This is a genomic window from Idiomarina rhizosphaerae, assembly GCF_024159085.1.
Classification (GTDB): Bacteria; Pseudomonadota; Gammaproteobacteria; order Enterobacterales; family Alteromonadaceae; genus Idiomarina; species Idiomarina rhizosphaerae.
Window position 1 is genome coordinate 231256 of record NZ_JAMZDE010000006.1, and the last position, 23625, is coordinate 254880.

The window sequence follows — 23625 nt, forward strand, 5'->3', positions numbered from 1 at the left end:
TCAGCCTAAACTTAACGACTTGAGAAACGATAGCCAACTCCACGAACCGTCTGAATCAAACGGTCATAACCATGTTCGGTCAGAGCTTTACGCAAACGACGGATATGCACATCGACAGTCCGGTCTTCAACATAGACGTTAGTGCCCCAAACATGGTCAAGCAGCTGTTCACGGCTATATACGCGCTCAGGATGTGTCATAAAAAAGTGCAGTAACTTAAACTCTGTCGGCCCCATGTCGATGCCTTTGTCGTCGACCGAAATACGGTGCGAGACAGGATCGAGTTTTAAACCTTCAACTTCCAGCGGTTCATCAAGCACCGTTGGCGCAACACGGCGAAAAACAGCACGCATACGAGCCATAAGCTCTTTAGGAGAAAAAGGTTTGGTAATATAGTCGTCAGCGCCTACTTCCAGACCTTTAACTTTATCTTCTTCTTCGCCTCTTGCGGTGAGCATTATGATAGGAATATTACGGGTAAAATCATCGCCCTTAATTTTCTTAGCCAGTTGCAGACCTGAACCGCCCGGAAGCATCCAATCCAGTAACACCATGTCCGGATATGGTTCAGCAATTTTATCGACAGCAGCGTCAAAGTCGTTGGCTTCCACAGCTTGGTAACCGTGTTGTTCCATAACAAAGCTCAACATCTCACGAATAGGCGCTTCATCTTCAACAATTAGAATTCTACGTGACATGCATTGTTTCCCTAATATGAACTGATGGTTCAATTATTACCAAAGAATATGACACTTTTATGAATTGGGACACATCTCTGTAAAATTTCTTATATCAATGCGCAGAGAGTAACTGCAATAATTGGTAAACAATGGGTAAGGAAACAAAGGCAAATAAGATACCGTAGCCAACCATAGCCGCCGATAAACGCGGCGCCAGCCCAGCCATAATAGCTACTGCGCCCGCCGTTATCATAGGCGGCATGGCACTTTCAAAAATGGTGACCTGTACCAACGTGCTGTCAAAACCAAAGCCATACAACAAGCCAACTGTAATCAAAGGCATTAGAACCAGTTTCGTCAATAAACCGACAGTTAATGGTGTTTTACTGCCCTTAGGCAGGCGGAATTTCAACTGAAAACCCACTGCTATCATAATGACCGGCACTAATGTCACCGCCAACGAGTCAATGAGCCGCTGAAAAACTTCCGGATAAACCAAAGATTTCGTTAACAACGCAATAATTAGCGCAATAAAGGGCGGAAAAGTCACAATTTGACGCGTAACACTGCCCACTGTGGGTTTATTGTCCTGCTCACGGTACAGGGCGATAACGATGGTCGAGTAAATTGCCAGACCAAAAAAGGAACCAAACTGGTCGTACAGTAACCCATAGACAATAGCGTCACTGCCATAAAAGGCTTCTATCATTGGGAAACCAAAGAACGAGGTATTGCCCAGTGGCACACAGATAAGTAACGCGCCTACCACTTCCCGGGGCCATTTAAAGGCCCGTCCTAACAACCATATAAAAACAGCACTAAAGGCTAAAAGAACCCAGGGAATAACAACTGGGATCAGCAGATCAGTGGAAAATTCCAGAGCCGGAACTTTACTAAAAATAACGCCGGGCAATGCAGCATAAATAACGTAGAGATTAAGAACTTGCGCTGTGTTGTCCGGGCATTTGCCGGTACGCTTCAGGATAAAACCAATGAGTAAGTAGAGCCCCAAGACAGCGAGGTTGATCATAGCGTACAGATAGGTTGAGAGTGACCGCTATAGTGTAGCCTGACAGAGAGTGTCAGGCTACTTTTGTGTTTTTCTTTAGTAGAAAACGATTACCAGGAAAAGTCGTGGCGGATACCGACAGCAACAAAGTCTTGCTCGATACCCGGTGTTGCGCCGCAACCCTTAGTGGAATAAAGGCTGATGTCGCATTCACGACCGGTGTACCAGGCATAAACGCGAGTGTCGCCGCTGAAGAAGTAATCGGCACCCACAGATAATGAAGCGTCATTATCTGTGTCATCATCTATGGCCTGATACTGCGCTTTAAAAACCCAGTTATCATATGGATGAGCAGCACTAATCAGGTAACCGTCAGAGTCATACGAACCATTTATGGTTTCAAACTGCTGCAGTACAACACCGACCCGAGTTTTTCCAAACTTAGTGGCACCTGTTAGCTGAGTAATATCATAACCATTCACGTCGCGATCAAAGGCTAGCGCAGCGTAGTAATTGGTTTTCTTTAGCTTGCTGTCACCGTATAACAGACCGAACGAAAAGCCGTCATCAACATTGTCATTTTCTGACGCTATGTAAGTAACACCAAAACTAAACCCCTGATATGACGGAGAATAATAAGTCAAAGTATTGTCCGGGCGGTTTTCCCCCTTGAACAAACTTTTTAAGTCAGCTTCAAAATCTTTAAACTCATCGACTGAACCTTGAGAGTCTTTTAGAAAGGTATCGTAACGGCCTATCATTACTTTACCAAAGTTACCGCGCAAGCCGACAACCTGTTCACGGTTAGTCACTGCGTCTTCGTCATCATCTGAGTCGGCTAAATCAACACCAAACTCAATTTGATAAAAAACTTCTAAATCGGACTCCAGTTCGCTGGCACCTTTAAAACCAAAACGCGATGAATTACTCACCACCTCGGTTTCAGAACCAAAACCATAGTCATTACTTTGAAACGAAACATTTGCCCGGCCGTAAACCGTTAAACTGTCATCATTATTAGCGAAAGCCGAAAAGCTGGCTGCGGTGGCAGCAATCAATAACGGAACCGAGTACTTATTCATCATTATCCTCACCCAAAAAACAATAAAACTGTATAAATTTCGCGCACATTATAATGAATGAAAAAATTATTACAGTTTTTTTTCGTTTTTTAGTCAATCAAATGACACTGTTGTTAGGATAAGGTTACAAATACTCGTTTACTGTAAGTTTGCCATTTGCTGTTGTTGCTTCTGCTGGCTTTTCGCGTATTTAAGCCATTGTTTTGCAGAGCGTTCTACTCCTTCAATCTCCACCGCCTGCTCAAAGGACTCAATAGCCTGCTCGTAACGATTTAAATTCAGTAATGCCATGCCGTTAGCCAAATACAGATTACCTTCGTTGTCCAGCTCACCTTTATTGATGGCCTGTTTCGCGTATTCTACAGCTTCTTCATTGTTATCCAGAGTCAAATGTAGCTGTGCTATTTGCGCCGCAAATTTTCCATGCTCAACTTTTGCGGAGGCCTTCTTGTAAGCACCAATGGCTTTTTCGTATTCTTTTGCCTGCGTATAGGCCTGAGCCATAAACTTTAAATTATCAACAGAAGCATCAACTTTGCCTTTAGACATTGCTTCCTGCATGGTTTCTGCCGCTTTATACGGTAATTCATTGAAGTAATAAGCCTGCGCCAATTGACGCCACTCACTGCCTGTTTCAATATAACCTTGCTGATGTGCGGCTTCCAGTACCGCCAGCTGCTTCGCATCCTGTTCCAGCTGCGCATAAACCCCCGCCAGTTGCACCCAATATTCCGGCTTACTGTAACTGGTGACTAAACGCTCCATAACCTTAGCTACCTGCTCCGGCTGCTCAAGTTCATAATGCAATGCGCGTTTTAAAATCAACCAGTTTTCATCTGGTATTTTATTTTCTGCGTCGACAGCTGCAATGGCTTTATCAATTAGAGGCAAAGCTTCCCGGTGTTTATCAGCCTGGTAATAAGCCTGTGCTTTTAACACCCATGCCTTACCCATCTCACCTTCTTCAGCAAGGCCTTCCCATTGGTCTAAAAAGCTAATTGCGCGTTGGAACTGGCCATCACTTAAGGCCAACTGAGCCAGGCTGTACAGTGTGCTTTTTTCCAAAGATTCAGGAATAGGCGACTCTTTCACTACTTTTTCAAAGTAGTTAATAGCTTGCTTAGTATTGCCCTGTTCGTAATACATGAAACCGTAAAAGTTCCACATCATGGCGCGCTCGTAACTGTTCATGCTATCGGCTTTTTCCGCCACTTCGGCCAGTATCGAAATACCTTCAGCAAGGTTACCGTTATCGGCCTGTTCCTGAGCGCGGGCCAATTGTGCGTAGACTTTTTCCCGTAACGCCGGAACCCGTTCGGTCTGCTGTGCCAGCACCGGGTGAGCAAAAGCCAGCCAGCAACTGCAAGCCGCAAAAGCAATAAATTTAAATTTCATAAGTCACCCAATCAGTTCATCTCAAAGGTCATGCGGTTGCGAACACCGTCCACTTCCACCGCCTCACCATCAATAACCCGAGGTTTGTATTTAAACTTCAGTACGGCATCCATCGCGGCCTGATCGAAAATTCCTTCGGGGTCAGCTTCGACCACGATAGGGTCTCGTACCGAACCCTGTTTTGTTACGGTAAACTCCACCACCACGTAACCTTCTATACCGCGCTGCAACGCCCGGCGAGGATACGCAGCCTGAACTTTCACTATAGGCAGATATTCACCGTCGCTTGCTTGTAGCGACATGCCACTGCCAATGTCCGCACCGCTGTCCATATTGGCTGAGAAGTCATAACCAGCCCCACCATCAGTTTCCGCAATATCATTGTTCATCTGCGGCTGGGGTAAGTCTTCCGGTGGCTGCTCGGGTTCTGGAGGGCGTTCAGGTTTGCGCTCCTTTTCCTGCACTTCTTCAGGTTCAGGCGTGCGCACAAAGTCCAGCACGCTGCCTCGCGGCGGTTCGCTCATTGCCCCTTCGCCACCACTGATCAAGGACTGCATCAGGTAAAACAAACCAATGGTGACAAAAGCTGCAACCAGTAATGCTGCCAGGAATCTCATCATTTACTCTTCATCCGTTGCTACAGAAACGTCGTAAACCCCCGCTGAGCGGGCTGCATCCATTACCTTAATTAACACCCGGGTGTTTGATTCCTGATCCGCCTGAATCACCACAGACCCCTGCGGGTTCTCCGCGTACAAACGCTCTATGTTAGCCTGCACTGCCCGTACATCCACCTGGCGCTTATCAATCCAAATTTCGTTGTTTTCGCTTATTGCGATTAAGATATTGGCGCGGTCTTTCTGCACTGCGGTGGCCGCATCAGGGCGGTTCACATCAATACCCGCTTCTTTGACGAAAGAAGCCGTGACAATGAAGAAAATCAACATAATGAACACCACGTCCAGCATCGGTGTCATATCGATAGCACTTTCTTCTTCTTCAATTAAATTGGCAAAATGCTGCTTCATAATCCTGTCCTCAACATCACCTTAGTGACGTTCCAATAAAATTTTGTCTTCCAGCTTCATGCGTTCACGTCGTGTGGTGCGCTGTAGCCAGGTTGCGGCAAACACACCCGACAAGGCACCAACCATACCGGCCATGGTAGGAATGGTGGCTTTTGAAACACCCGACGCCATGGAGCGTGCACTGCCGGTTCCGGTCACAGCCATCACATCAAACACTTCAATCATGCCGGTTACCGTACCCATCAGACCCAGCAGCGGGCAAAGCGCAACTAAAGCTTTTATCACCGGTAGGTTTCCACCTAATGCCAGGCTTACGCGGGAAATCATTGCCTGCCGAATTTGCTCTGCATTCCAGGACGACTTGTCTTCACGCTGCTGCCAACGTTGCCGCGTTTCTTTCACATTTTTACGGTGCCCGTTGAGATAATAAAAAATGCGTTCAAGAATCATCAGCCACATAGTAAAAATGAGGATTCCGATAACCAGCAGAACTTGTCCGCCGGCCTCGATGAAATCTCTAATTGCATTACTGAATTCAATGAGGAATAACACGGTTACTCTCCTCGCTCAGACCGCTCCGCAATAATACCGGACGCTTGTTCCTGCAATATGTGAATCAGGTTCTTGCTGCGTGTGTGCAATGTCGCAAACAGTAAGGTCATTGGAATTGCTACCACCAGACCCAGTACCGTTGTTACCAGTGCCTGTGAAATACCGCCCGCCATGAGTTTCGGGTCGCCCGTACCAAACAAGGTAATAGCCTGGAAGGTATTGATCATACCGGTTACGGTTCCCAGCAGACCCATCAGCGGTGCAACCACTGAGATTATTTTAATAAACGTCAGGTTGCGGGTGATTTTAGGCACTTCGCGTAAAATACCTTCGCTCAGCTTCAGTTCCAGTGTTTCAGTATCAGCCTGCGGATACTTGTCTTTCAGCAACATCACCCGGCCCAGCGGGTTATCATCACTGGGTTTATCTTTTTTCAGCTGACGCTTCACTTTATTACCCAGCAGCATCAAAGAAACAAAGCGTTCCAGTGCAAACAGCAGACCAATAGCACCCAGTGCTAAAATGATGTAACCAACGGTTCCCCCCTGATCAATACGTTCACCCAAACTTGGCGCCTGAACTAACAGACTCAGAATTGAACCACCGGTGGGGTCAAGACCAAAAGTCACAACGCCGCTGTCAGTTTGCTGAATTTCTTCTGCGGTACTGAGGTAACGTCCTGATGGCTGACGAACCAGCTCTGCAACCGAACCAGTAGAACTCATACGCTCTAAATATTTGCCGTCAGACACTAAGTTAAACGAACCAACACGAACAACTTGCTGCTCTTCTTTGTCACCATCAGCCTCAGTTACCTGAGTGGTGAATTCCGCAATTTTTCCTGACTCGGTCATTTCCTGTTGTAGCGCAAACCAGACACTTTCAATGTCTTCAATAGAGGCCAGCTTAGACGAAGACCCCATGCGCTCAGCAAGTTCGGATAACCGCTCTGCACGATTAGGGAACTGAGCAGAAATAACCGAGTTTTCAAAGTTACTGGAGGCATCGTTAGCTACCTGCTGCAGCACACCGAATAGCTCTTTTAGTGAGCCCATACGCTGCGTTAAAGTATCGCTCAAGTTGCCCAAATCAACTTCGTTCTGTTCAAACTCAGTTTCCAGTTGCTCTGCACGTTTTTCTAAACGGTTACGCTCAGCAATAGCAGCCTCAAGCATGGCCTTTTGTTCTTGCTCTCTTTCACGAAAACGCTGTTCACGTTCTTTATTGTTCTGCGACTGAGAAAACTTTCCCTGTTGCAGTTGCTGCAAAAGCTCATCCAGGTTAATTGGGTCTTGCGGAGCCGGTGCTGCTAAGGCGGTAATAGAAGTGACTGCCAATACCGTCGCTGAAAACCATTTTGCAATATGCTTACTTAATCTCATGGCTATCACCCCTTATTGCCCGGCGTTGTTGTTAGTGGAACTGGTCGATTTATTTGCGAACAAAGGCATCATCAGTAAATCTGGTGCCAGTTGTTTTCTGGCAATACGAATAGCTTCTTCAACTGCAGGTAAGTGCTTGCTATCAAGCTCTTCCCAACTGCGCGTTTCCTGATTCCATAATCCAAGATGTTCACCGTCGCGGGTTTTATAAATTAACGCGACACGACCCACACGCAGGAAGGTCACGTCTTGTTGCTGACCATCAATTTCGTGCTCGGCGGTATAAGCTTCAATGTTGCGACCGTAGTCAGCCTCTATCTGATAAGCTTCCATAACCCGACGAAACTTCTCAGAGACGTCAACGTTAGCTCTTTCCATCAGGTCGTTCAGTTGCTGTAAGCGTTCACTTCGCTCTATCTGCAAAAACGGCACATCCAATTCAACAAAAGACTCAAGCGAGTCAATCATACGTAACATCAATGGAGTAATTTGACGCTCAACATAACTGACCTGATCAATAGAATTATTGATGTCGCTTTTTTCGCTTTCCTGACTCTCGATTTGCTGCTCGACTTGTGCGGTATAAACCTTTAGCCCATCAATTTCTTTCATGATGCGTTTATACTGTTGCAGTCGTTCCTGCATATCATCGGAAATTTGGTCTATAGTCAGCTGCGACTGACGGGCAGATTCATTGATAGAAGAAGCCTGCTCAACCACAGGTTCCAGTGTGTCCTGTTGCGAATAAGCCGGAGCCGCGACTAAGGCTGCAACAGCTAAAGCGCCAGCAGAAGTAATTAACTTCATAAGTTATGACCTTTGTGAATTAATTTGTGGCGACTTTAGTCACTTTTCGTGACAGCTTAATGACTGTAATATGTCATTTTTGTGTCAGTGCTTTTTATTGGGCTGGATTGCTTTATTGCGTTATTTCAGTCAATGAATTAGTTTATCCCTATCTGTACAACTCGTTGACCTCAGTCTATGGCAATCAAAAGTATTTCATCCTCCTTATTAACTCGCGTGCTTTCCGTCTACTTTTTGTTGACGTTAATTGTGACCGCGATACAAATTGGAGCTGAATATTTTGATACTAAACGGGTACTGATTGCCGAACTGCAGAACCAGCAAAGCACCTTTAATGGCTCTCTTACCCGTTCGCTTTGGGAATTCAACAGCAATCAAATTGATACCATTGCCGACGGCCTTATTAGTATTCCAGCTATTGCCGGTGTTCTTATCCGCGACGATGCCGGTAATATTTTGGTGCAGCTGGGCGAAACCACAACCATGAGCGACTTGCCTGACGACAATAGCGAAGGTGCTCTTCTACCCGAACGTAACGGCATTTTTGGCTACTACGATTCACTCATATTTGAATTTTCCGGCCACTCCACCAAAGTCGGCGATGTCAGCCTGTTTTCAACCCGCGACATTGCTATTGACCGTATTAAAGTGAGCCTCGGCTTTATTATCGGTAACGCCATTATTAAAAGTATCTTCCTTATTGTACTTTTCACTATTGCCTTTAACCGCATGCTGAACCGGCCGCTCAGCGACTTAACTCAGCAAATTAAAGGTTTTCGGCTGGATAACTTAGAACGCTCCAGAATTCGCTTAGCCGACCAACACAACAATGAGCTGGTACTGGTAGAGCAGGCCTACAACCAGCTTCTCGATAACATTGAAGAATATCAGGCCGACTTGGATCGTACCCAGAAGAAACTCAAAGCGGCTAACCGTCAGCTGGACGAACAAAATGCCATTCTTGAACAGGAAGTGGCGCGCAAAACATCCAGTTTAAGTCAGGTTATGCTTGACCTTGAGCAACGCAAGAACGAGCTGGAAATGCGCCAGGAGAAACTGGAGCGCGAAGTTGGCCAGCGCCGCGCCATTGAAAATACATTGCGTCAGTCTAACCAGCGGCTGGAGTCTTCGCTGAATAACTTGCGGGAAACTCAGCAGCAACTTATTGAGTCGGAAAAAATGGCGTCGCTGGGTGGGCTGGTTGCCGGTATTACGCACGACGTGAATACGCCCATAGGCATTAGTGTTACCGCGTCTTCTTATTTACGCGAAAAGCTCGACACTCTGGATCAGTCGCTGCTTAATAAAGAACTGACGCAAACGCAACTGAAGAAGTTTATAGAAGAAGGCCGCGAGAGCCTTAACTTACTCGACAGCAACCTGCACCGCGCGTCTGATCTTATTAGCAGCTTTAAACAAGTGGCTGTCGACCAGGCATCGGATGCTATCCGCGACATTAACCTGAAAAGTTATATCGAAGACTTAGTTCAGTCTTTGCAGCCTCATCTTAAAAAGACCAACCACCAGGTGCGTCTTGAATGTGCCGATGACATTTTCATACGCTGCCCGGCCGGCGCTTTATCGCAAATTTTTACAAACCTGATTCTTAACTCGCTGCGGCATGCCTTCGACGGCATTGATGAAGGCCTCATGACCATTTCCATACGGCTTGATGGCGAGACCCTTCAGGTGCACTATTCTGACAATGGTAATGGTTTATCTGAAGCTCAGCTTAAACGCTTATTTGACCCCTTCTTTACCACGAAAAGAGACCAGGGCGGCAGCGGCCTGGGTACGCATATTGTCAGAAATTTGGTCACTCAGACACTGTCTGGTGAAATCAGCGCTGAAAGTGAACCCGGTAAAGGCTTAAGCTATTTCTTTTCATTTTCTGTACAGGTTTTAAACTGACAGCTCTGCCCTAACGGGCTACAATCCCTGCCCTTATTTTTGTTTTATTTGTTGCGACAGGAACAGCTTACCTATGTGGTTTAAAAATCTTCGTTTTTATCAATTCAGCGAAACCTTTTCCCTGCCTGATGACTTCTCTGAGCAATTAGCTGAGCACAGCTTTCACCCCTGTTCGCGCTCGGACCAAAGCTCATTTGGCTGGTCTTCACCTTTTGGCGCAGACAATGAAGTACTGACTCACAGCCTGGGTAATTGCTGGTTGCTCTGTGCCAAACGGGAAGAAAAAGTGCTTCCCAGTACGGTTGTTAACGCCCAGCTAGACGAAAAAGTACGCCAGATAAGCGAAGCTGAAGGTCGTTCGGTGCCGCGCAAAGAAAAACAAAACTTAAAAGAAGACTTAATTCACCAGCTGCTGCCACAGGCATTCAGCCGTTTTCGCCAAAGCTGGGGGTATATCGACCTCGACCGCCAAATTATTGCTATTGATGAATCTGCTGCCAATAAAGCCGAAGACTTTTTAGGTTTGCTGCGCTCATCCGTTGGTTCGTTACCTGTGCGCCCGGTAAGCCCAAGCGACGCAGTTGAAACCTACCTGACGGCCTGGTTACAAAGTGCTGAATTACCGAATCCATTCGAGTTTGGTGATGAAGCAGAACTGCGTTCACCACAAGCGGACGGCGGCATTATTCGCTGTAAGCAGGAAGACTTAACCCGTGAAGACATTCAGGCGCACTTAGCCGGTGGCAAGCAAGTCACTCGTTTAGGTCTGGTATGGCAGGAAAATTTAGAGTTTATTATTGAGTCGGATATGGCTTTGAAACGAGTTAAGCCGACGGACCGTCTGCTCGACGCCAAAGACGATTTAGTTGACCCTAGCCCGGAAGAAAAAATCGACGCCGACTTTGCCCTGGTCAGCGCCGAAGTCGGGCTTTTATTTGACGATTTAAAGAAAGCTTTTGGCTAAGACAGCAAGTCCAGCATTTGGCGGTAGGATTTCTGCACAGACTCCTGCTGCCAAAAATCATCGGTCTTAATTACCCCCAGCATTTGATACTCAACCAGAGTCACACTGTCTTTGCCAGGTTTCACATTTCCGGTTAACAAGGCAGCCAAATGCACAATGTCACAATAGTTCACGGTTATCGCATCGTTTAAGCTCATTCTGCCGTTATAATAGTGCAGCGGCACCTGCACCAGGTTTGGTGTAAACTGCCAATAACTGAGAATATTACTGCCTAAAGTGGAACTAAACTGGGTAATGCACTCTTTGATAAAAGAAGGGTTAGCAAAGCTATCTGCAAACTCATTCGCCATATGCAAAATTGGTGCAACCCCAATGCGCGACACCATACCGGCTAACAGTGCAACGTCCTGATGCAACCGGTGACCAATTCCTCTGCGCTGTAAGTCTTCGGTTATAACAACGGCTGCCGCCGCAATTTCCCTGCTTTCAACAATAAACTGCTGAGAAAACATTTGCACTATGTCATTGTCCGGTTTAAACACCTGCTCCATTGCCATTGCCAGTGCCAGTGTCCGAATGCGGCGCATACCTATGCGAGTTAACGCCTGCATCAAACTCTCAGCTTTATTTCTACCACCAAGGTAGGCACTGTTGGCCAGGCGAATAAGCCGCGCTGTCAAAGCGGTATCTTGCTGAATAATATGACTGAGATCGTGCAGGTTGCAGTCCGGATCCATGGTTGCATTACGCACTTGCTCTGCCGTTTCAGGTAAGCCGGGAAGTTTTAGTTCATCACGTCTGAGTCGCTCGTCAATTAGCAGGTATAGTGCATTTTGCGATGACATTTTATTTCCTTATTATTATGGTTTTCTTGCTTCTGAAAAAGCTTGGAAGTAGATTAACAGAACTTTACAACAACTCAATTTCCAGAAACGTCATATTATGAAAAAAACACTTTTTAGCTTAGCACCACTAGTGCTGGTTTTAATGGGTTGCAGCGAACCGCAAACCACAACACAAAATCCTGATGGCGAACAACAAAATAACTACGAATTAGTTGAGGGGGCAGAACAAAGACTTGATATCTACACACCCTACCAACTAAAAACTGACCTGTCGCATTTATCGGGCGAGCAGAAAGAAATGGTTGGTTTACTCATAGACGCTTCGAAAATTATGGATAACCTGTTTTGGCAGCAGGCGTTTCCAGGTGATAAAGAACACCTTTTAAATCACGTTGAAGAACAAGCCCATGAATTTACTGTTATTAACTACGGACCATGGGATAGGCTAAACAATAACCAGCCCTTCTTAACTGGTTTTGAAGACAAACCAGCAGGCGCTAATTTCTATCCTGCCGACATGACCAAAACGGAATTTGAAAACGCCGAGCTTGCGGACAAAGACAGTTTATATACGTTATTGCGTCGCGACGACGAGGGCGAATTGAAAACAGTTTCCTACTCAGAAGCTTATAAAGAGTCTTTAACTAAAGCTGCTGATTTACTTCGCCAGGCTGCCGATTTAGCAGAAAACGAAGATTTTTCAGAGTACCTGCGTTTGCGCGCCGATGCTTTTTTAAGCAATGAATACCAGCCTTCCGATATGGCCTGGATGGACATGACAGGTAACGATATTGATGTGGTTATCGGTCCTATTGAGAACTACGAAGACCATTTATTTGGTTACAAAACCGCTTTTGAGTCTTACGTGTTAATAAAAGATAAGGCCTGGAGCCAGCGTCTGGAAAAATATGCTGAGTACCTACCGCAGTTACAGCAAGGCTTACCGGTTGAGTCAGCTTACAAAGCAGAAAAACCTGGCGCTAACGCTCAGCTAAACGCATACGATGTTGTTTACTACGCCGGCCATTCAAATGCTGGCAGCAAAACCATTGCCATTAACCTACCTAATGACGAAGAAGTTCAGTTAGAAAAAGGCACACGTCGTTTGCAGCTTAAAAATGCCATGCAAGCTAAGTTCGATAAAATACTGGTACCAATCGCCGAACAGCTAATTGTGCCAGAGCAACGTGAAGACATTACCTTTAACGCCTTTTTCGCTAACACCATGTTTCACGAAGTGGCTCACGGTTTAGGCATTAAAAATACCCTGAATGACAAAGGCACCGTACGCTCAGCATTAAAAGAGCACGCCTCTGCTTTAGAAGAAGGTAAAGCAGATATTCTGGGTCTGTACATGGTGACTCAGTTGTTCGAACAAGGCGTTTTAGCCGAGGGCGAACTGAAAGACTACTACACCACCTTTATGGCCAGTATTTTCCGCTCAGTTCGCTTTGGTGCCTCAAGTGCACACGGCAAAGCCAACATGATCCGCTTTAACTACTTCGCCGACGCAGGTGCCTTCGATCGTAACGCCAGCGGTCAATACGCCATTAATATGGACAAAATGCGCGAAGCCATGAACAGCCTTTCGAGAAAAATTCTGACTCTGCAGGGCGACGGCGACTACAACGGCGTAGCTGAGCTGGTTGCAACGCTAGGTGTTGTCAGCCCACAGCTAAGAGCCGATTTGGACAAATTAACCGACGCAGGCATACCGGTTGACGTCACCTTTGACCAGGGCAAAGAGGTGCTAGGCCTTTAACTGGCATCGCGATACGTAGCCTGACATTTATGTCAGGTGGGATGTTGGAGCTACCACAAATGCGTAAATAGGCCTCATCTCACCTGACGTAGAATGTCAGGCTACAAGGACGCCCGTGAATACATCCCTGTAGGGCTTGGGCAGATAGGGTCGGTTGCTCACTTGTAAGCGTTATGAGTGTTGAACCTCCTGTGTAGCCTGATGCTATTGCATCAGGTGAGATAGTTGAACACCTCACCTGACGTAGAACGTCAGGCTACTTAGTCTCCGCCACAGGAGGTTTAATGCTCAAGCGAAACAAGTGACAACCGGCCCCTTCTCACTGTTGCACCATTTATATATTCGATCTACCATATATATGAAATATCGAATATATGGTGATACCCATGACCATAAAGGTTCTGTTTCTCTGTACCGCCAACTCGGCTCGCTCGTTAATGGCCGAAGCCATTTTGCGACAGTTTGGTAATGATGAGCTGGAAGTTTACAGTGCCGGCACTGAACCTACCCAGCCTGAACCTAAAGCTCTTGAGGCGTTGCAAGCCCTGGGGGTCAGTACCGAAGGGTTATGCTCAAAGACCATCTCGGATTTAAGTATTGATGAATTTGATTACGTTATCAGCTTATGTGACCGCGCCCGTTCTGAATGCCTGCTACAATACAAAGAAAATCATTTTATAGCCTGGGACTTTCCCGATCCGGTTAGCAGCAAAAACTCCAACGCCTTTACGAAAACCGCTCAGGAACTGAGCAAACGCATTAAGATGTTTTTGCTCATTTTGCGCAAAGATAAGGGCAAGCCGCATTTATTTAATGCACCGGAAGACTTTTTCAAGATTATGGCGGACCCGCTGCGCTTAACCATGATAAGCCTGTTAGCAAAACACAAAGAGCTGTGTGTGTGCGAGTTTGTTGATGCTACCGCCATGTCGCAGCCTAAGGTTTCGCGCCACCTGGCACAGCTGCGCGAATATGGGCTGCTGATTGACCGCAAAGACCAGCGCTGGGTTTACTACCAGCTGAATCCGGCACTACCTGACTGGATGCGTAAAATCATTATCACCACCGCCGACTATAACCCCCAACTGATAAAGGACATCGATAATGGGTGTGTTTGAACGTTTTCTCTCTGCCTGGGTAGCCTTAGCTATTATTGCCGGAACCGCCCTGGGGAGCTTCTTTCCCAACATTTTTGAATGGCTTTCGGCTTTTGAATTCGCGCAGGTTAACTTAATTATTGCGGTACTTATCTGGCTGATGATTTACCCCGTCATGGTGCAGGTGAATTTCGGCGCTATCACGCAAATAGCGAAAGAGCCCAAAGGTTTAATTCTGACGGTTGTTATTAACTGGCTGGTGAAACCTTTTACCATGGCCTTGGTGGGCTGGTTATTCTTCAAAGGTATATTTGCCGACTTTATTGAACCCGAGACCGCAAATGAATACCTCGCCGGAGTCATTTTATTAGGTGTTGCGCCCTGTACTGCCATGGTTTTTATCTGGAGCCAGCTGACCAAAGGCGATGCTAACTACACGCTGGTACAGGTGTCGGTTAACGATATTATTATGATTTTCGCGTTCGCGCCCATTGCCGCCCTGCTGCTGGGTATTACCGACATTATTGTGCCCTGGCAAACCTTGCTGTTAAGTGTTGGTCTGTACGTAGTAGCGCCGCTTATTGCCGGGCTGCTAACGCGCCAGCGATTAAAGAGCAAAGCAACGTCGCAGCGGCAAGACGTCGAATCGGCACTGAAAGCCTTTGATACGCGCATGAAGCCCTGGTCTATTATCGGACTATTGCTAACGGTCGTACTGCTGTTCGGCTTTCAAGCGGAAGTTCTGCTTACACGTCCATTGGACATTGCCATGATTGCTACGCCATTATTGGTACAGACGTACGGCATTTTTGCTATTACCTTTATTATTGCGTTACTCATTAAGCTGCCTTACCGCATTGCGGCTCCGGCCTGCTTAATTGGTACCTCAAACTTTTTCGAACTGGCCGTTGCTGTAGCTATTTCATTATTTGGTTTGCAGTCCGGCGCAGCGCTAGCCACGGTTGTTGGTGTGCTGGTAGAAGTACCTGTGATGCTCTCATTAGTCTGGTTCGCGAATAAAACCAAACACTGGTTTGCCAGTAATGAGTAATGACGTAGCCTGACATTTATGTCAGGTGAGATATAGGAGCTACCACAAAGGCGTAAATAGGCTCCATAAAATAGCATCTCACCTGACATAAATGTCAGGCTACGTCAGAAATATAAAAAGGAGTCTTTTATGACTATTAAGGTTGGAATTAACGGTTTGGGTCGTATTGGTCGTTTGGCGCTTCGCGTGGCATGGGAAAACCCTGACCTGGAAATTGTTCAGGTGAATGACCCGGGCGCTGATGCGGCGACTTTTGCACACTTGCTGAATTTTGACTCGGTACATGGTCGTTGGGGTTATGAAGCCGAAGGTCAGAACAATGCCATTCAAATTGGTGATGAACGCATAGCTTTCACTCAACACAAAACCATTGCCGAGAACGACTGGAGTGTTTGTGATGTGGTTCTGGAAGCCTCCGGCAAGATGAAAACAGTGAAAGTGCTCAACGACTACCTGGCACAGGGCGTTAAGCGTGTGGTGGTATCAGCTCCGGTCAAAGAACCCGGTGCTCTGAACATTGTCCTAGGCGTTAACGACCACCTTTACGATCCGGAAAAGCATCAAATACTCACCGCCGCGTCCTGCACCACCAACTGTCTGGCACCTGTGGTTAAAGTTCTGCAGGACAAAATTGGTATTAAGCACGCGTCAATTACCACCATTCACGATTTAACCAATACGCAGACCATTCTGGACGCGCCGCACAAAGACTTACGCCGTGCCCGTGCCTGCGGTATGAGCTTAATTCCTACATCCACCGGTTCGGCAACCGCCATTGTGGAAATTTTCCCGGAGCTGAAGGATAAAATTGACGGCCACGCAGTACGTGTACCTTTAGCCAACGCGTCATTAACCGACTGCGTGTTCGAGGTGGAAAAAGCCACTAGTGCGGAAGAAATTAATGGCTGGATGAAAGAAGCTTCTGAAGGCGAACTCAAAGGCATTCTTGGCTATGAAGAGCGCCCGTTAGTGTCTATAGATTACAAAACCGACCCTCGCTCAAGCATTGTCGATGCCCTCTCCACCAAAGTCATTAACGGCACACATGTGAAAATTTATGCCTGGTACGACAATGAGTGGGGTTATGCCAACCGTGCGGTTGAACTGGTCGAAAAGGTCGGCTAATGCTGAGTCAGCTGTCGCCGGCTATACGCCAATACTTAATTGTTACGGGTAATTACTGGGCTTTTACTCTGACCGACGGCGCACTGCGCATGCTGGTGGTGTTGCACTTCCACCAGTTAGGCTACAGTGCGCTGGAAGTGGCCATGCTGTTTCTGTTCTACGAGTTTTTCGGCATAGTCACCAACTTATTTGGTGGCTGGCTGGGGGCTCGTTGGGGGCTCAACAGGACCATGAATATTGGGCTTGGCATACAGATTGTGGCGCTTGCCATGCTGCTTGTGCCCGCTTCAATGCTAACGGTAGTTTGGGTTATGGCGGCTCAGGCGCTGTCTGGCATTGCCAAAGATCTCAATAAAATGAGCGCCAAAAGCACCATTAAACTGCTGGTGCCGGACGACAAACAAGGTCAGCTGTATAAATGGGTCGCCATACTAACGGGCTCAAAAAACACCTTAAAAGGCGTTGGCTTTTTCCTTGGTGGCTTGTTGCTTACGTTAATTGGCTTCCAGGGTGCGGTGCTCGCCATGGCGGTTATGCTCAGCCTGGTCTGGGTAGGCAGTTTAATTTTCCTGAAAAAAGAGTCGGGCAAGGCAAAGTTCACGCCTAAGTTTAAGGACATTTTATCCAAAAGCCGGCCTATCAATATTTTATCGGGGGCTCGCTTTTTACTCTTTGGTGCCCGCGACGTCTGGTTTGTGGTGGCCTTACCGGTGTTCTTAGCCAGCCAGCTGGACTGGAACCACTGGCAGGTCGGCAGCTTTTTAGCCTTGTGGGTTATTGGCTATGGCTTTGTACAAAGCGTTGCTCCTAAATTCACGAAAAGCGACCAGGACGTACCAAAAACTCAGGCCGTGGTTTGGAATGCGCTACTGACTATTAGCCCCCTAGCCCTTGCTCTGGCACTTTGGCAGGGCTTACCTGTTACCCAGAGCATTATTATTGGCTTAGGGCTGTTCGGCATTCTGTTTGCCATTAATTCGTCGCTGCACAGTTACCTTATTGTCTCTTACTCACGCGCCGACGGGGTGTCTTTAGACGTAGGCTTTTACTACATGGCCAACGCAGCCGGGCGTCTAATGGGTACCGTTTTATCCGGTTGGGTGTATCAGCAATGGGGGCTGGTTGCATGCCTAATGATATCAACGCTGTTATTGCTATTATCCACCGCCGCTATTAGCTTTTTACCAGCGCGGGAGCAGAGTTTGTAGCCTGACATTTATGTCAGGTCAGATATCGCACCTGACATAAATGTCAGGTTACGCCGATGTGGAAAGCGCTTGTAGTTGGCACATTTTATGCTAAAATTCGCGCTCTTTTTTTGACCAGCCTCAAACCATAAGGAGCCACCTACGTGCTGACGCGTATTACACCACCCTAGCCGTCACTTTCCTGTCACAGGTGCGCAGTAGGCTGTTCTCTGCTTTTCTGGCCATTCCGGCCGCTTTATATTTACGATTAAAATTTGGTGTTATCTATCTATGTTGAAGTCTATCCAGCAGAACTGGTTTTCTAATATACGTGGTGATTTGTTGTCAGGTATTGTGGTCGCTTTAGCGCTTATTCCTGAAGCCATCGCATTCTCTATTATCGCGGGCGTAGATCCGAAAGTGGGCCTGTATGCCTCTTTCTGTATTGCCGTTGTGATTGCTTTTACCGGCGGTCGTCCGGGAATGATATCTGCCGCAACCGCAGCCATGGCGTTGCTTATGGCGTCGCTGGTCAAAGAGCATGGGCTTGAGTACTTGTTAGCGGCCACCTTACTGACCGGGTTGCTGCAAATTGCTGCCGGCTACCTTAAACTGGACGAGCTGATGCGCTTTGTCTCGCGCTCTGTGGTCACCGGTTTCGTAAATGCTCTGGCCATTCTTATTTTTATGGCGCAGTTGCCCGAACTGACCAACGTCACCTGGCATGTGTATGCCATGACGGCAGCCGGTCTGGCCATTATATACGGTTTCCCTTACATTCCGGTGATTGGTAAATTCCTGCCGTCGCCGCTTATTTGTATCGTTGCGCTGACTATTACCTCAGTTCTTTTAGGACTAGATATTCGTACCGTCGGTGATATGGGTAAATTGCCGGACACCCTGCCTATTTTCCTATGGCCTGACGTTCCATTGAACTTCGAAACCTTAGCCATTATCTTCCCTTACTCGTCGGCGCTTGCCGTCGTAGGTTTACTTGAGTCCATGATGACAGCGACCATTGTTGACGACTTAACCGACACTTCCAGCGACAAAAATCGTGAATGTAAAGGTCAGGGCGTTGCTAATATTGGCGCAGGTCTGTTAGGCGGAATGGCCGGTTGCGCCATGATTGGTCAGTCCATTATTAATGTGAAATCGGGCGGTCGCACGCGGTTGTCTACATTAGTTGCCGGTATCTTCCTGCTGATTATGGTTCTGGTTCTGGACAAGCTGCTGGTACAAATTCCTATGGCCGCGCTGGTTGCCGTAATGATCATGGTCTCTATTGGTACCTTCAGCTGGAGTTCTATTAAGAACTTAAAGAAACATCCGCTGTCCACCAATATTGTCATGGTTGCAACAGTTGCGGTCGTTGTCGCAACTCATAACCTGGCTTATGGTGTACTGGTTGGTGTGCTGTTGGCTGCTATGTTCTTTGCGAACAAAATTGGGCATTACCTGTACATTAAGTCAGAAATTGACTCTGACGGCAAAAAACGTACTTATCGGGTCATTGGTCAGGTATTTTTCAGCTCATCTGAAAAGTTTCTTGGCGCATTTGATTTCAAAGAAGGGGTCGAGCAGGTTGTAATCGACCTCAGTCAGGCCCATTTCTGGGATATCACCGCCGTCGATGCTCTTGACCGTGCTGTAGTGAAATTCCGCCGTGAAGGTGCGGAAGTGGAAGTTATAGGGCTTAATGAAGCCAGCGCGACCATCGTTGACCGCTTTGGCGTGCATGACAAACCTGACGCTGTCGATAAGCTGATGGGCGGACACTAATGGAAAAGGATTTAATAATGAAACATGTTGTTGCTTGTATTGATGGTTCTGCGTCAACTCAATCGGTCTGTGATTACGCCAGTTGGGCAGCATTACGCTTACAAACGCCATTAACGCTTTTTCATGTTCTGGACGAAGCGCGCTACCCTACCGAAACCAATATGACCGGAAATATCGGCTTAGGCAGCCGGGAAGCTTTGCTTGAGCAACTAGCAGAACTTGATCAGCAACGCAGCAAGTTAGCCTTAGAGCAAGGCCATCACATGTTGGAAAGTGCCAAATTGCGCGCGACACAAAGTGGCGTCGAACATATCAACTTACGCCAAAGACACGGCGACCTGGCGGAGTCCTTGTTAGAAATTGAGGACTCCATGAGATTGCTTGTTATGGGTCTTCATGGCGAAGAGACAACCCGTACGAATCGCGTTGGAAGCCAACTTGAAACCGTTGTAAGAACCATGCACAGACCTATTCTGGTCGCACCGGAGGAATTTATTGAGCCTAAAAATGTGATGTTAGCATTCGACGGCAGTGATTCTTCCCGTAAAGGTATTCGCATGCTTGCGGAAAGCCCTATTTTCAGAGGTCTTCCGTTACATTTGGTTATGGTCGGAGCTGATACCAACGACAGTCGCGCGTCCATCGAAGCGGCATCTAACCACTTACGGGAGCTTGGACATAACTCCCGGTTTGAAATACGTTCAGGCGAAGTAGAGCCCGCACTTCATGCGTACCAGAAAGAACACAATATTGATCTTCTGGTGATGGGGGCTTATGGTCACTCGCGTATTCGTCAGTTTTTAGTAGGCAGCACCACAACTAGCCTGCTACAGACAACTAACTCCGCTTTATTGCTGCTACGTTAATTGCAGCAGACAAGACGACTTCAAGGAAAATAACATGACGCCAGACTGGGAAGAGTTTGATCTCGATGACCGCTTAATTGCGGTTCTTCGCGATGCTGAACTGAACAAACCAGCAAAAGTACAACAACAGAGTATTCCTGCCGCCCTGGATGGTCGCGACCTACTTATTAGCGCACCAACCGGAACAGGTAAAACTTTGGCTTTCCTGCTGCCGGCACTGCAGCATTTGCTGGATTTCCCGCGTCAGCAACCGGGACCAGCTCGTATACTGGTGTTGGCGCCAACGCGCGAACTGGCTGAACAAATTCATGAACAGGCAAAACAGTTTGAAGGCAAAACCGGATTAACCTCTGTGGTTGTCACCGGAGGCATCAACTATGGTTCGCAGCTGTCCGTATTAGAGAAGACACACGACATACTGGTTGCTACACCCGGCCGACTCATGGATTTGCTCGAAGCCGAGCAATACAACCTGGAAGGCATTGAGTGGCTGATTATTGATGAAGCCGACCGAATGCTGGATATGGGTTTTGCCGCTACAGTAAAAGAAATGGCGCTGCAGGCGCGTCATCGTCAGCAGTCGTTGTTGCTCTCGGCAACGTTAAACAGCTCTGGCGTTATTAAGTTCTCCCGCGAATTATTAACTGAACCCGAGTACATTGATGTTCAGCCACCCAAACGTGAGCGCGGTAAAATTCTTCAGTGGGTTCATTTAGCGGATACCGATGAACATAAGCGTAAACTGTTAATGAGTGTTCTGCAGACGCATCCTGGCCGGCAGTTTGTCTTTGTCAGAACACGTGAACGCGTGGAGCTTATTGCAAACTTTCTGCGCAGCCAGTTTGGTACTGGCCGTAAAATTGTGACGCTACGGGGCGATATGCCGCAAAGCGATCGTCAGCGCATTATGAACGAGCTTAAGCAAACTACAGACATTACTCTGGTTGCTACTGATATTGCAGCGCGAGGGCTGGATGTAGACGACATTACCGTAGTGGTTAATTATGACTTACCTAAGCAGGCTGATGTTTATCTGCACCGTATTGGGCGCACAGCCCGTGGCGGACAAAAAGGAACAGCCATATCGTTGGTAGAAGCACACGATGCTTTACTACTGGGGCGTGTCGAGCGTTATCTGGACGCCAAACTCGACAGACGGACAATTGAAGGGTTGAAGCCTCAATATAAATTCCCGTCGACAGAAAAGTCCCGCTCGAAGAAAAAAGTAAAAAAGAAAAGTGATAAAAAGAAGAAGTCGCGTTAACGCGACTTCTTGCTTAGTAAATGGTGCAAAATAAAGTAAACAACAACGCCACTGGCATCTGCCAACCAGTCGTAAACATCGGCACTACGGCCTGGCGCATAAGACTGGGCTATTTCTATCAAGAAGCCATAGCAAACTAAAATCAGTAGCGACAGTTTAACCGACAACGCAAAAGCTCTGTGAAAGGTCAGTGCTAAGACAAAAAAGATTCCAAAGTGAACCAACTTATCCAGATGTGGAATGCTCTGAGCTCCCGTACTTGGAAATTGCCACAAAAAAAGAAAGGTGGCTGTCGATAACACAACAAAAAATAAGGCTCTTGCCAGCATAGTTTACTTCTCTCTAAATTAGGGCTTATAAACCGATACGTTGTTATAGCCACTTTCGTGCAATAACAAAGCCTGCATTCGACTCATAATGCCTTGATCACAGTACAGCAAGTATTCTCGGCTTTGATCCAGTTCAGCAAACTGAGAGGCTAACTTAAAAAATGGAATTTCAATAACCTCAACTTCTACTGACAAGGGTGCTGTTTCAATTTCTTCATCGTTTCGAATATCTATGATGATTGTCTGGCTACTGAGTTCCGTCGTGGTATCCGGCAGTGCCAGTTCCGCGTCTGTTTGCGTCGCTATATCCTGCATGCTCAGTACGTTTGACGCCTGTACCACCTGCTCGAGTAAATCTTTGTTAAGCTTCGCTTCTTCGGCTTCGATAACCGCTGGAATGGCTTTTACTGTGGGCTTATTAGAAATAACACCACAATATTCAGGAATGGATTTAGCCAATGGTTCAGTACCAATGCGCTTTGCTTCATCCACAATTTCCTGTTTGTCTTTGCTTATCAGCGGGCGTAAAACCAGCGCCGATGTCGCCTGATCAATGACTTTTAAATTAGACAGAGTCTGACTGGATACCTGCCCCATGGCCTCACCGGTCACCAACGCCTGCGCTTTCACATAACGAGCGACTTTATCCGCAGCTCGCAGCATTTGTCGTTTTAAAACAACACCCATTTGACCGTTATCCACGTTTGTCAGAATGTCATCAACAATAGGGGCAAAATCAACACTAATAAATTTAATAGGGTGCGAGGAGCTGTAACGCTTCCATAAGTAATAAGCGATTTGACGTACAGCGACTTCATGAGCGTCACCGCCTAAATTAAAAAAGCAAAAGTGAGTTCGCGCACCGCGCCGGATAAACTCATAGGTTGCAACACCGGAATCAAAACCGCCACTTAACAATGACAGTACGGTTTCCTGAGTAGGAATAGGGAAACCACCTAAGCCATTCACTCGTTCCCCGACCAAGTGCACAATCTTATTAGTAATTTGCAGCGCAATATCCAGGTCTGGATTAGAAAGGTTTACAGAAGTATCAGGAACACGCTCCAGCAAATAGCCACCGATATAGCGTTCTAGCTGCTGTGAATTAAACTCGTGGTTACCTTTACGTTTAACCCGCACAGCAAAACTGTTTCCCGGTAAACGCTTTAACCAGTGTTCACCAACCAGCTCGGCAATAGCATCAAAGTCGGTTAGAGGCCGCTCTATAACTTCGGCAAACCAGGAAATACCGGGGGTGTTTTGCAGAATTTCATTGATTTCACTACGCACCTGAGAGTCATCGCCATCAGCAGAAACTTCGATGCGATCCCACAGCCATTTGACGTATACCGAGTCGTCGACCGGAGCCAGAATTTTACGCAGGTTATTGGTCAGTACTTTACCGTAACGCTTACGAACAGAACGGCTTTTAATGGTAATTTCAGCGTGCAGGCGAACAACAAACTTCATAGCTAAATCGTCAAGTCTTTAGGAAAGTGGGCAATTA

Annotated in this window: 22 protein-coding genes; 10 read left to right on the forward strand and 12 right to left on the reverse strand. The window is 47.0% G+C overall.

Translation table 11 applies throughout. The features are described 5' to 3' along the window. Nucleotides 1-11 precede the first annotated feature (11 nt). From phoB to NJR55_RS06815, 9 genes are all read right to left on the reverse strand, one after another. A complete protein-coding gene (gene phoB / locus NJR55_RS06775; protein ID WP_011235339.1) occupies nucleotides 12-698 on the reverse strand; it encodes a phosphate regulon transcriptional regulator PhoB in 687 nt (228 codons plus the stop codon). A gap of 94 nt (nucleotides 699-792) precedes the next feature. Continuing rightward, a complete protein-coding gene (locus tag NJR55_RS06780) occupies nucleotides 793-1710 on the reverse strand; it encodes an AEC family transporter (protein ID WP_253618987.1) in 918 nt (305 codons plus the stop codon). Nucleotides 1711-1799: 89 nt separating this feature from the next. Then, nucleotides 1800-2774, reverse strand: a complete 975-nt coding sequence (locus NJR55_RS06785; protein ID WP_253618989.1) for a porin — start codon at nucleotides 2772-2774, stop codon at nucleotides 1800-1802. 135 nt (nucleotides 2775-2909) lie between these two features. Continuing rightward, complete coding sequence (locus NJR55_RS06790; RefSeq protein ID WP_253618991.1) at nucleotides 2910-4166, reverse strand: tetratricopeptide repeat protein; 1257 nt, start codon at nucleotides 4164-4166, stop codon at nucleotides 2910-2912. An 11-nt stretch (nucleotides 4167-4177) separates the two neighbouring features. Continuing rightward, entirely contained in the window at nucleotides 4178-4786 is a 609-nt protein-coding gene (locus tag NJR55_RS06795; protein ID WP_153849692.1) for an energy transducer TonB, read from the reverse strand. Next, entirely contained in the window at nucleotides 4787-5194 is a 408-nt protein-coding gene (locus tag NJR55_RS06800) for an ExbD/TolR family protein (protein WP_253618993.1), read from the reverse strand. It abuts the gene before it with no gap. Nucleotides 5195-5215: 21 nt separating this feature from the next. Next, the gene (locus tag NJR55_RS06805) at nucleotides 5216-5746 is read right to left on the reverse strand and encodes a MotA/TolQ/ExbB proton channel family protein (protein ID WP_126782485.1); all 531 of its coding nucleotides are present in this window, start codon (nucleotides 5744-5746) and stop codon (nucleotides 5216-5218) included. Between the two features lie 2 nt (nucleotides 5747-5748). Then, complete coding sequence (locus tag NJR55_RS06810; RefSeq protein ID WP_253618995.1) at nucleotides 5749-7128, reverse strand: MotA/TolQ/ExbB proton channel family protein; 1380 nt, start codon at nucleotides 7126-7128, stop codon at nucleotides 5749-5751. Between the two features lie 12 nt (nucleotides 7129-7140). Next, nucleotides 7141-7935, reverse strand: coding sequence for a DUF3450 domain-containing protein (locus NJR55_RS06815; RefSeq protein ID WP_253618997.1), 795 nt, complete (start codon nucleotides 7933-7935; stop codon nucleotides 7141-7143). A gap of 177 nt (nucleotides 7936-8112) precedes the next feature. Between NJR55_RS06815 and NJR55_RS06820 the strand changes: the two genes are divergently transcribed. Together NJR55_RS06820 and rdgC are read left to right on the forward strand one after the other, a co-directional pair. Beyond that, nucleotides 8113-9846, forward strand: a complete 1734-nt coding sequence (locus tag NJR55_RS06820; protein ID WP_253618999.1) for a sensor histidine kinase — start codon at nucleotides 8113-8115, stop codon at nucleotides 9844-9846. Nucleotides 9847-9919: 73 nt separating this feature from the next. Next, entirely contained in the window at nucleotides 9920-10810 is an 891-nt protein-coding gene (rdgC, locus tag NJR55_RS06825) for a recombination-associated protein RdgC (protein ID WP_253619000.1), read from the forward strand. Here the strand turns inward: rdgC and NJR55_RS06830 are convergent. Next, entirely contained in the window at nucleotides 10807-11655 is an 849-nt protein-coding gene (locus tag NJR55_RS06830) for an HDOD domain-containing protein (RefSeq protein ID WP_253619002.1), read from the reverse strand. The two genes, rdgC and NJR55_RS06830, sit on opposite strands and share 4 nt — an antisense overlap. A gap of 97 nt (nucleotides 11656-11752) precedes the next feature. On the opposite strand from NJR55_RS06830, the gene NJR55_RS06835 reads away from it, so the two are divergent. From NJR55_RS06835 to srmB, 8 genes are all read left to right on the forward strand, one after another. Next, nucleotides 11753-13417 carry a dipeptidyl-peptidase 3 family protein gene (locus NJR55_RS06835; RefSeq protein WP_253619004.1) on the forward strand — a complete coding sequence of 555 codons (1665 nt, stop codon included), beginning with the start codon at nucleotides 11753-11755 and terminating at the stop codon, nucleotides 13415-13417. Nucleotides 13418-13803: 386 nt separating this feature from the next. Then, nucleotides 13804-14535: a metalloregulator ArsR/SmtB family transcription factor gene (locus NJR55_RS06840; protein ID WP_253619006.1), complete on the forward strand. Its 732-nt coding sequence runs from the start codon at nucleotides 13804-13806 to the stop codon at nucleotides 14533-14535. Then, nucleotides 14522-15565: an ACR3 family arsenite efflux transporter gene (arsB, locus tag NJR55_RS06845; RefSeq protein ID WP_253619008.1), complete on the forward strand. Its 1044-nt coding sequence runs from the start codon at nucleotides 14522-14524 to the stop codon at nucleotides 15563-15565. The genes NJR55_RS06840 and arsB overlap by 14 nt, the downstream gene beginning before the upstream one ends. Before the next feature lie 129 nt (nucleotides 15566-15694). Next, entirely contained in the window at nucleotides 15695-16690 is a 996-nt protein-coding gene (locus NJR55_RS06850) for an ArsJ-associated glyceraldehyde-3-phosphate dehydrogenase (RefSeq protein WP_253619010.1), read from the forward strand. Then, nucleotides 16690-17898 (forward strand): organoarsenical effux MFS transporter ArsJ, encoded by a 1209-nt coding sequence (gene arsJ / locus NJR55_RS06855; protein ID WP_253619012.1) that lies wholly within the window; start codon nucleotides 16690-16692, stop codon nucleotides 17896-17898. Before NJR55_RS06850 ends, arsJ begins: the two co-directional genes overlap by 1 nt. A 270-nt stretch (nucleotides 17899-18168) precedes the next feature. Next, on the forward strand, nucleotides 18169-19659 hold the full coding sequence (locus tag NJR55_RS06860) for a SulP family inorganic anion transporter (protein WP_253619014.1): 1491 nt from the start codon (nucleotides 18169-18171) through the stop codon (nucleotides 19657-19659). A gap of 17 nt (nucleotides 19660-19676) precedes the next feature. Next, nucleotides 19677-20525: a universal stress protein gene (locus NJR55_RS06865; protein WP_253619016.1), complete on the forward strand. Its 849-nt coding sequence runs from the start codon at nucleotides 19677-19679 to the stop codon at nucleotides 20523-20525. Nucleotides 20526-20559: 34 nt separating this feature from the next. Next, the gene (gene srmB, locus NJR55_RS06870) at nucleotides 20560-21789 is read left to right on the forward strand and encodes an ATP-dependent RNA helicase SrmB (protein WP_253619018.1); all 1230 of its coding nucleotides are present in this window, start codon (nucleotides 20560-20562) and stop codon (nucleotides 21787-21789) included. Here the strand turns inward: srmB and NJR55_RS06875 are convergent. Then, nucleotides 21786-22118 carry a VanZ family protein gene (locus tag NJR55_RS06875; RefSeq protein WP_253619020.1) on the reverse strand — a complete coding sequence of 111 codons (333 nt, stop codon included), beginning with the start codon at nucleotides 22116-22118 and terminating at the stop codon, nucleotides 21786-21788. The two genes, srmB and NJR55_RS06875, sit on opposite strands and share 4 nt — an antisense overlap. Nucleotides 22119-22136: 18 nt before the next feature. Beyond that, nucleotides 22137-23588 carry a tRNA uracil 4-sulfurtransferase ThiI gene (gene thiI, locus NJR55_RS06880; RefSeq protein ID WP_253619022.1) on the reverse strand — a complete coding sequence of 484 codons (1452 nt, stop codon included), beginning with the start codon at nucleotides 23586-23588 and terminating at the stop codon, nucleotides 22137-22139. Nucleotides 23589-23625: the final 37 nt, after the last annotated feature.